Annotated in this window: 9 protein-coding genes; 5 read left to right on the forward strand and 4 right to left on the reverse strand. The window is 74.2% G+C overall.

Features of this window, described 5'->3' with window-relative positions; genetic code table 11:
* Positions 1–13 precede the first annotated feature (13 nt).
* Positions 14–274 carry a FitA-like ribbon-helix-helix domain-containing protein gene (locus ACFWH7_RS08610; RefSeq protein WP_378216086.1) on the forward strand — a complete coding sequence of 87 codons (261 nt, stop codon included), beginning with the start codon at positions 14–16 and terminating at the stop codon, positions 272–274.
* Entirely contained in the window at positions 271–696 is a 426-nt protein-coding gene (locus ACFWH7_RS08615) for a type II toxin-antitoxin system VapC family toxin (protein ID WP_378216087.1), read from the forward strand. Before ACFWH7_RS08610 ends, ACFWH7_RS08615 begins: the two co-directional genes overlap by 4 nt.
* Positions 697–706: 10 nt before the next feature.
* Here ACFWH7_RS08615 and ACFWH7_RS08620 read toward each other — a convergent pair whose 3' ends face one another.
* On the reverse strand, positions 707–1,270 hold the full coding sequence (locus ACFWH7_RS08620; RefSeq protein ID WP_378216088.1) for a GNAT family N-acetyltransferase: 564 nt from the start codon (positions 1,268–1,270) through the stop codon (positions 707–709).
* Between the two features lie 167 nt (positions 1,271–1,437).
* Positions 1,438–2,388: a helix-turn-helix transcriptional regulator gene (locus ACFWH7_RS08625; RefSeq protein ID WP_378216089.1), complete on the reverse strand. Its 951-nt coding sequence runs from the start codon at positions 2,386–2,388 to the stop codon at positions 1,438–1,440.
* 128 nt (positions 2,389–2,516) lie between these two features.
* Here ACFWH7_RS08625 and ACFWH7_RS08630 point away from each other — a divergent pair, with 128 nt between their 5' ends.
* Together ACFWH7_RS08630 and ACFWH7_RS08635 are read left to right on the forward strand one after the other, a co-directional pair.
* Positions 2,517–3,644, forward strand: coding sequence for an epoxide hydrolase family protein (locus ACFWH7_RS08630; protein WP_378216090.1), 1,128 nt, complete (start codon positions 2,517–2,519; stop codon positions 3,642–3,644).
* 104 nt (positions 3,645–3,748) lie between these two features.
* A complete protein-coding gene (locus ACFWH7_RS08635; protein WP_378216091.1) occupies positions 3,749–4,660 on the forward strand; it encodes a siderophore-interacting protein in 912 nt (303 codons plus the stop codon).
* 16 nt (positions 4,661–4,676) lie between these two features.
* On the opposite strand, the gene ACFWH7_RS08640 is transcribed toward ACFWH7_RS08635, so the two are convergent.
* Positions 4,677–5,069 carry a type II toxin-antitoxin system VapC family toxin gene (locus tag ACFWH7_RS08640; protein ID WP_378216092.1) on the reverse strand — a complete coding sequence of 131 codons (393 nt, stop codon included), beginning with the start codon at positions 5,067–5,069 and terminating at the stop codon, positions 4,677–4,679.
* On the reverse strand, positions 5,066–5,320 hold the full coding sequence (locus ACFWH7_RS08645; protein ID WP_378216093.1) for a type II toxin-antitoxin system Phd/YefM family antitoxin: 255 nt from the start codon (positions 5,318–5,320) through the stop codon (positions 5,066–5,068). Before ACFWH7_RS08645 ends, ACFWH7_RS08640 begins: the two co-directional genes overlap by 4 nt.
* Before the next feature lie 148 nt (positions 5,321–5,468).
* Between ACFWH7_RS08645 and ACFWH7_RS08650 the strand changes: the two genes are divergently transcribed.
* Complete coding sequence (locus ACFWH7_RS08650) at positions 5,469–6,524, forward strand: NAD-dependent epimerase/dehydratase family protein (protein WP_378216094.1); 1,056 nt, start codon at positions 5,469–5,471, stop codon at positions 6,522–6,524.
* Positions 6,525–6,637 lie beyond the last annotated feature (113 nt).

The following is a 6,637-nucleotide window of genomic DNA, read 5'->3' on the forward strand; positions in this document are numbered from 1 at the left end:
GGAGGTGGTCGCGATGGCGACGCTGACGATCCGAGGGCTCGACGACGACGTGCGCGAACGGCTGCGCGCGCGCGCCGTCGAGCACGGGCGGTCCATGGAGGCGGAGGTGCGCGAGATCCTTGCCGCTGCCGTTCGCTCTCCGAGCGGGGTCGAGCGCGGTCTCGGGACCTGGATCGCCGAGACCTTCGCCGGGATCGGTGGGGCCGAGGCGGACGTGTTCGACGTGCGCCGTGATGACCGCCCCCGGGTGGTCGACCTCAGCGGCCCAGCGTGATCGTCCTCGACACGGACGTCGTCTCGGAGCTCACGAGAACGACGCCGGAGCGCTCCGTGGTGCGATGGCTCGACGGCGTGTCGCCGCTGGATGTCTGGCTCACATCGATCACGATCGCGGAGATGTCGTACGGCATCGCCCGGTTGGTGGCCGGTCGGCGCCGCGACGAGCTCGTCGTGCGCGTCGAGACGGTTCTCGACGGTCTCGGCGGTCAGGTGCTGTCGTTCGACCAGCAGGCCGCCCACGCGTTCGGCGCAGTCATGGCCGGACGAGACCGCGCCGGGCAACCCATCGGTACCGCGGACGCGCAGATCGCCGCGATCTGTCGCGTGCACGACGCGACGCTCGCGACGCGCAACGTCCGCGACTTCGTCGGCACCGGCGTGGCCGTCGTCGACCCGTGGGGCACAGGGCCTTCCTGACCCTGCAGGCTCAGCCGAGCGCCTTGCGCATCACGACCCGCGGCACGCCGCCGCTGACGCCGGTGGTCGGGGCGGCGCGCACGAACCCCGCCTTCTCGAACAGCGCGACGGTGCCCACGTAGCCGGAGATCACGTCGACCCGCTCGCCGCCCGCGTCGACGGGGTATCCCTCGACCGCGGGCGCACCGTGCGCGGCGGCGTGCTCGACGGCACCCGAGAGCAGGTCGTGCATCAGCCCGCGGCGGCGGTACCCGGCTCGGACGACGAAGCACACCGCGCTCCACGCGTCGAGATCGTCCACGAACGGGATGGTCCGGGCGTTCATGAGCCGCCGGTAGGTGCTGCGCGGCGCGACCGAGCACCAGCCCGCGACCTCGCCGTCGACGTACGCGAGCACGCCCGGCCCGGGATCGGTCTCGCACAGACCGGCCATGAACGCCGGACGGTCCTCGGCGCTGACCCGGCTGTCGCGGTAGGACATGCACCAGCAGCCGCGCACGCCCTCCTTCCGCGGGCCCACCACGGTGGCGAAGTCGTCGTACCGCCCGACGGCGGAGCGCACCTCCACGTCCATCCCGCCCACGCTAGGCGCGCCCGCCCACACGGGCGAGCGCCGCCGTCTGGCACCAGATCGGGGGAGCGGTCGCCGAGAACGACACCACCCGCCGTCGAGCACGACCTGGCGGACGGAAAGCGGCGCACAACGACCTTCATGTCGTGCTCGGCGGGTCAAGGTCGGGGTCAGGGCGGGGTGGCGCGGGCGTAGCGGGTTGCCAGGGTGCGCACGTGGTCGACGAGCGCCTGCGGCTCCGCCACGTGGAAGTCGAGGCCGAGCATGCCGACCCACACCGCGACCACCTCGACGCTGTCGCCGCCGGTGACGAGGACGCAACGGTCGTCGTCGAGCGGCTCGACCGTGCCGACCGTCGGGTTGATGCGCCGCAGGACCTCCTCAGCGGGCGCGTCGACGACGATCCGGGCGTGGACGGCCCAGCCCGTGCGCGCGACCTCCCGCACGACGAACTCGGTCATGTCCCCGGGGAAGTCGACCGGCGCGAACCGTCGCCCGCCCGGCACGCGCAGCACGAGCCAGTCGACGCGGTAGGGAGCCCACCTGCCCGTCGCCGGGTCGCGGGCCACGAGGAACCAGCGGCGCTGCCACGCGACGAGGCGGTACGGCTCGAGCTCGAGCGGCTCGTCCCGGTAGAAGCAGCGCAGCCCCTGGTGGTCGCGTACGGCGTCGGCGAGGGCGGTCAGCGTGTCGGGGTCCACGACCGGGTCCTCGACGTTCGAGTCGGTGTTGGCCGGGCCGGCGGCGCTCGCAGACCGCAGCGCGACGAGGCGACGCCGCAGCCGGTCGGGCATGACCTGCTCGAGCTTCGCGAGCGCCGATGCCCCGGACTCCTCGAACCCTGCCGTGCCGGTCGCGGCCCGCAGCCCGACGGCGACCGCGACCGCCTCGGCGTCGTCGAGCAGGAGCGGGGGGAGCCGGGCGCCCGCGCCCAGCCGGTACCGGCCGCCCGGCCCGCGCACGGCGTCGACGGGGTAGCCGAGCTCGCGCAACCGCGCGACGTCGTTCCGGACGGTGCGGTCGGTGACGTCGAGGCGCGCGGCGAGCTCGCCGCCCGACCAGTCGGGACGCGACTGGAGCAGCCCGAGCAGGGCGAGCATGCGGGCCGAGGTGGAGGCCACGGGTCCTCCGAGAGGTAGTCGGAAGAAGGGCGGAACCGGTCCAGAATAGCGGAAGAAACCGTTCCTGAACCCTGCGTAACGTCGGTACCAGAGCAGGGCACGAGGCCCGCTCCGACCGAGGAGACACCATGAGCAGCACGAACCTCGAGCACCGCCCGTTCTCCGTCGCCGTCCCGCAGGCCGACCTGGACGACCTGCGCGAGCGCCTCGAGCGCACCCGCTTCGCGCCGGCCGCGCCCGGCGACTCCTGGGACTACGGCACGCCAGAGTCCTACCTGCGCGACATGGTCGGGCGCTGGACGTCCTTCGACTGGCGCGCCGTCGAGGACCGGGTCAACGCGTACCCGGGCTTCCGCACGGAGATCGACGGCCAGCCGATCCACTACCTCCACGTCCGCTCGCAGCACGAGGGCGCGACGCCGCTGCTGCTCGCGCACAGCTACCCAGGCTCGATCCTCGACTTCCTCGACATGATCGATCCGCTCGTCGACCCCGTCGCGCACGGCGGCCGGCCCGAGGACGCGTTCCACCTCGTGATCCCGTCCATGCCGGGCTTCGGGTTCTCCACGCCCGTCGTCGGCGACACCGACTGGACCATGGCGCGCGTGGCGCGCGCCTACGACGTGCTCATGCGCGACCTCGGCTACGCCTCCTACGGCATCCACGGGAGCGACGGCGGCGCGATGGTCTCGCGCGAGCTCGCGATCCTCGACCCCGAGGGCTTCCTCGGCGCCCACGTGCTCCAGCTCTTCTCCTTCCCGTCCGGCGCGCCGGGCGAGATGGACGGCTTCGGGGAGAAGGAGTACGCGGCGCTCGGGCACCTCCAGTGGTTCCAGTCCGTGGGCGCCTACAACACGATGAACGCGTCCCGGCCGCAGACGATGGCTGCAGGCCTCGCCGACTCGCCCGCCGCCGTCCTGGCGTACCACGAGCTCTTCGAGAGCTTCGGCAACGGGACGAGCCTCGTGAGCGCCGACCAGGTGCTCGCGCAGGCGACGCTCTACTGGCTGACCAACTCCTACGCGACGGCTGCGCGCTACCACTACGCCGAGCAGCGGTCGGGCGCCGAGCCGGTCGTGAGCCAGGGCCGGATCGGCGTGGCCGTGTTCAAGGACGACTTCCAGACGATCCGCGCCTTCGCGGAGCGCGACAACGCCCGGATCGAGCACTGGTCCGAGCACCCGCGCGGCGGCCACTACGCCTCGCTCGAGGTCCCGCTCGACGTCGTCGCCGACCTCCGGACGTTCTTCGCCTGACGTCACGTCCGTCGAGAACGGCGCAACGCGCCCTCGACCACGACGTTGCTGTCGTTATCGGCCGGATAACGACAGCAATGTCGTGCTCGGCGCAGAATGGGGCGGTGTTCTCCCGAGCCCGCACCCCTCTCGAGCCCGTCCCGCGCCGCGTCCGCGTGCACCGCGTCCGCGAGACGTCCGGGGCGCTCCGGCGCATCACGTTCCGCGACGCCGCCCCGACGGTGCACGACGACGGACCGACCAGCGGGCCGGGTGGCGACGGTCCAGGCGGGGCCTCGCTCGCGACGCTGCGCGCCACCGGTCCCGACGACCACGTCAAGGTCTTCCTGCCCGACCCGGCGACCGGCGTCCTGCACGCCCCGACGCTCACGGCCGACGGCGCGCTCCAGCGCCCCACCGGCGTCGTGTCGATCTCGCGCGAGCTGACCCTGCGGGCGACGCGGGTCGTCGACGGGGTCGCCGAGGTCGACGTCGACTGGGTGCTGCACGGCGGCGCCGACCCGGGGGCGCCGCCCACCGGGGAGGGCGGCCCGGCGTCCGCCTGGGCTGCGGGCGCCGAGACCGGCGACGAGGTCGTGCTCGCCGGTCCGACGACGAGCCGAGGCGTTCCGGACGGCGTCGCGCGGCTCCTGCTCGTCGGGGACGAGGCCGGGCTGCCCGCGCTCGCGCGGTGGGTCGACGCCGTCGGGGCGGACGTGCCGGTGACGGCGATCGTGGAGATCGGCGACGACGTGGACGAGGCGTTCGTCGAGGACGAGCTCGGCCGCGCGACGGTCGAGATCCTCTACCGCACCGACGGGCCGGGTCAGCTCGCGGAGGCGGTGCGCGCGCTCGGTCCGTTCGACGCCGACGAGTACGTGTTCGGCGCGGGCGAGGCGACCGACCTCGCACAGGTGCGCCGCGACCTGCGGCAAACCGGCGCGCGCACGGACCAGGTCGCGCTCCACGGCTACTGGCGCCGCGGCGTGGTCAACCTCGACCCCGAGGCACCGCTGGACCCGACCGACGCCGACTGAGCGCTCACCCGCCGGGTCAGCCGCCGTGCAGGACGTCCACGGCGAGCCCTCGGCCCGCGACCGCGAGTCGCGAGTCGTTCGTCCACAGGGCGGAACACCTGTGGACCTGCGCGGCAGCGAGGTGGAGCGCGTCGGGAGCGCGAAGCGCCGAGGCTGCGCGGAGGCGTGCGGCGCGCTCGAAGACCGCGGTGTCGAGCGGCACCTCGACGAACAGGTCCAGGACTGCGCGGTACCGGTCCTCGATCTCCACGTCCCCGGACCGGAGCGGCCCGACGAGGCACTCGAGCCGGACGAGGGGGCTGATCGCGAACTCGTCGTCGCCGTGGCGGGCGAGGAGGGTGCGCACCCGAGGGCCGCGCTCGCCGTCCTCGACCAGGTAGATCACCAGGCACGTGTCGAGGTAGATCACTCCCACCCCTCGCGCTCGGCCTCGATCCCGGCGTCGACCTCGTCCGCGGGACGCGTCGACCGTGCCGACGGCGGATGGTCGTCGATCCACTCGACGATCGCTGCGCCCGTGCCGTGCACGAGGTCGGCGCGGACCGGCACGAGCCGGACGAGCGGGACGCCGCGGCGCGCGATGACGACGTCCTCTCCGGCCGCGGCTCGGCTGAGGAGCTGGGAGAGATTGTTCTTGGCCTCGAGCACGTTGACCTGCACGGTGACTCCTCGACATCCCGGCTTCATGGCCAGGATACCTGGCCAGGTCGTGGGACGGAAGAGATCCGGGTGCGCGCTCGCGCAGGTGCGCCGTCTGCCCCCGGCGTAACGGGCTGCGGGCGAGCCGACGACGCGCGAGGGTGGGGCCATGACGCGTCTCCTGGTCCTCGGCGGCTCCGACTTCGTGGGGCGCGCCGTCGTCGACGACGCCCTCGCCCGCGGGTGGGACGTCACGGTCCTCAACCGGGGCAGCACGCCCGTGCCCGACGGCGTCCGGCAGCTCGTCGGTGACCGCACCCGAGCGCACGGCCTGGACGCGCTGCGCGCCGACGCCGTCCCGCAGAAGTGGGACGTCGTGGTGGACACATGGTCGTGGGCGCCCTCGGCGGTCCGCGACGCCGCGCGGCTGCTCGCCGGCAGGGTCCCCGGCGACGCCCGGTACGTCTACGTGTCGTCGCGCTCGGTGTACCCGTTCCCGACCGCGCGCGGCGCCGACGAGACCGCGCCGCTCGTCGACGGGGACCCGGACGACACGAGCCACGACGACTACGCCCGCGCCAAGCGGGGCGCGGAGATCGCCGCCGTGGACGCGCTCGGGGACCGGGCCGTGCTCCTGCGCGCGGGGCTGATCCTCGGACCGCGGGAGAACATCGGGCGTCTGCCGTGGTGGCTCCGGCGCGTCGCGCAGGGTGGGCCGGTGCTCGCGCCCGGACCGGAGGACCTGCCGTTGCAGTACGTCGACGCGCGCGACCTCGCGGCGTTCGCGCTGGATGCGGCGCTCGCGGGAGCGTCGGGCCCGGTCGACGTCGTCAGCACCGCAGGCCACACGACCATGGGCGAGCTGCTCGCGGCGTGCGTCGCCGCGACGGCGGACGACGCGGCGGCCGCCGGGAACCCGCCCGCCGAGCTCGTCTGGGTCGAGCCGGAGGCCGTGCTGGCGGCGGGCATCGAGCCGTGGAGCCAGCTCCCGGTCTGGCTCCCGCCGGGCGAGTTGCACGACGCGCTCCACGGCTCCGACACGTCCCGTGCGTACGCCCTCGGGCTCCGCCCCCGGGACGTGCGCGAGACCGTGCGCGACACCTGGGCCTGGCTCCGCGCGCTCGACGCCGCGGGCGAGGCGACGCCGCAGCGCGCGGACCGCCCCGCCGTCGGGCTCCCGCCGGACCTCGAGGCCGCCACCCTCGCCGCGGCCGCCACCGCCTGACCCGTAGAACCGGAGGCGACCAACCCGCCGGCCAGCCGCCACCGAGCACGACCCTGCCCGCCGCCGAACACGACATGAGGGTCGTTATCGGCCGGATGGCGACCCTCATGTCG

The sequence above is a fragment of the Cellulosimicrobium cellulans genome, assembly GCF_042723955.1.
Taxonomy (GTDB): domain Bacteria; phylum Actinomycetota; class Actinomycetes; order Actinomycetales; family Cellulomonadaceae; genus Cellulosimicrobium; species Cellulosimicrobium cellulans_H.